This window comes from Dokdonella sp., from assembly GCF_036518555.1.
In the GTDB taxonomy this organism is placed as follows: domain Bacteria; phylum Pseudomonadota; class Gammaproteobacteria; order Xanthomonadales; family Rhodanobacteraceae; genus Dokdonella_A.
The window spans coordinates 1-2,212 of sequence record NZ_DATDMY010000236.1 but is presented as its reverse complement, the minus strand read 5'-3'; the positions used below and the strand labels follow the sequence as shown (position 1 = coordinate 2,212).

Sequence of the window (2,212 nt, the reverse complement as noted above, 5' to 3'; positions counted from 1 at the left end):
CTCGCACATGCTGCGCGCGATCTCGCGTTCGCCCATGACCGCGGCGTCGGCGCCGGCGCCGAGCAGATAGGCGACCTCGTCGTCCGAATGCGCGCGCGCCAGCACGGCGATCGACGGATTCGCCTCGCGCGCGTGGCGGATGATCTGGCCGGCTTCGAGCGCCTGCGGGATCGCGACGACGATCGCGCGCGCGCCGGCGACGTGCACGGCGGCGAGCCGCCCGCTCGCGGCCGCATTGCCGGCCAGCGCGGGGATGCCGAGCGCGCGGGCACGCTCGACCGCGTCGACGTCGGGCTCGATCAGCGCGAGCGGCATGCCTTCCTCGTGTAGGCGCTGGCCGACCAGCGAACCGACGCGGCCGAAGCCGACGAGGATCACGTGGTCGCGCTCGGGCAGTGGCGGACCGGGCGGCAGGTCGGGTTCGAGCGCGGCCGCGGCGGCGGCACGCACGGCCTCGCGGCGCGCGACCCAGCGGTCGAGCGCGATGAACAGCAGCGGGTTCGCGCAGATCGACAGGATCGCGCCCGCGAGCACGAGGTCGCGGCCGTCTTTCGGCAGCAGGCCGGACTCGACGCCGAGCCCGGCGAGGATGAACGCGAATTCCCCGATCTGCGCGAGGCTCGCGGCGATCGTCAGCCCGACCTCGGGCGGGCGTCCGAATGCGCGCACGATCGCGAACGCGCCGATCGACTTGCCGACGAGGATGATCGCGACCACGCCGAGCACCGGCAGCGGCGCGCGCAGGAGGATCGATGGGTCGAACAGCATGCCGACCGAGACGAAGAACAGCACCGCGAAGGCGTCGCGGAACGGCAGCGAATCCTGCGCCGCCTGATGGCTCAGCTTCGATTCGTTGAGCACCATGCCGGCGAAGAACGCGCCGAGCGCGAACGAGACGCCGAACAGCATCGCCGACGCGTAGGCGACGCCGAGCGCGATGCCGAGCACGGCAAGCGTGAACAGCTCACGCGAGCCGGTACCCGCGGTGTGCTCGAGCAGCCATGGAATCGCGCGCCGGCCGACCAGCAGCATCACGGCGACGAACGCGGCGACCTTGGCAAGCGTGAGGCCGAGCGCCGCGTAGAGGTTCACGCCCTCCTGCGCCGTGCCGCCGAGCAGGCCCGCGAGCGCGGGCAGCAGCACGAGGGTGAGCACCATCGCGAGGTCCTCGACGATGAGCCAGCCGATCGCGATGCGGCCGCGCTGCGTCTCGAGCAGGCCGCGCTCCTCGAGTGACCGCAGCAACACCACCGTGCTCGCGGTCGACAGCGCGAGGCCGAGCACGAGGCCGGCGCCCGGCGGCCAACCCATCGCCCACGCGAGCAGCATGCCGAGCGCGGTCGCGATCGCGATCTGCACGGCCGCTCCCGGCAACGCGATCGCACGCACCGCGAGCAGGTCGCCGAGCGAGAAGTGCAAGCCGACACCGAACATGAGCAGGATCACGCCGATCTCGGACAGTTCCGGCGCGAGCGCCTGGTCGGCGACGATGCCGGGCGTGAACGGCCCGATCGCGACGCCCGCGAGCAGGTAGCCGACGATCGCCGGCAGGCGCAGCCGCTGCGCGATCATGCCCGCGACGTAGGCGAGCACGAACGCGGAGACGAGCGTCGCGATCAGCGGTGTGGCATGGGTCATGCGCGGTCCCAGCGGGCGTGAAGGCAGCGCGCATCGCCGCCGCGACGCGGATGCGCGACGCACTCGATGTGTAGCACATCGGGCGCACAGGAAGAATCCCTGCCGGACGGCGCCATCGTCGGCACGAAGCGCGCGCGCTGCAGGAAGCCCCGATGGCGCTCGCGCCCTTCACCACGATGACGCCGTCGCGGTCTGCGCGGCTCGCCGGATCACGCGTGCGCCGTGCCGGATCGCCTTCCGCCCCGCGTGATCCAGCCGATGAACGGATTCAGGCCTGCCCGCGGCCGCGCAGCCAGCGCGCGCGCAGCGGCCACGCGAGCGCGAGCACGGCGAGGAACACGCCGTAGGCGAGCAGGGTCGCGACGATCTGCGGCCACAGGTGTCCGCCGCGGCCCATGCTCGCGTCGAAGCCCCACCGCATCGCGACGATGCTCGCCGCCGCCGCGAGCGCGAGCACGCCGAGGTCGACCGCCCAGCGCGCCGCCCCGCGCGGCGCACGCGGCCAGATGCAATAGATCGCGCCGACGATCGTGAACGTCGGCAGGAACAGGATGAAGGAAAGGCCGGTCTCGAA

2 protein-coding genes are annotated in these 2,212 nt (G+C 72.7%); both read right to left on the bottom strand.

Features of this window, described 5'->3' with window-relative positions; genetic code table 11:
• Positions 1-1,638: YbaL family putative K(+) efflux transporter (ybaL, locus tag VI238_RS13030; RefSeq protein ID WP_331652032.1), on the bottom strand; the 1,638-nt coding region annotated here is incomplete at its 3' end.
• 268 nt (positions 1,639-1,906) lie between these two features.
• Positions 1,907-2,212, bottom strand: a 306-nt coding sequence (locus tag VI238_RS13025; protein WP_414650064.1) for a hypothetical protein, incomplete at its 5' end; no start/stop codon positions are given.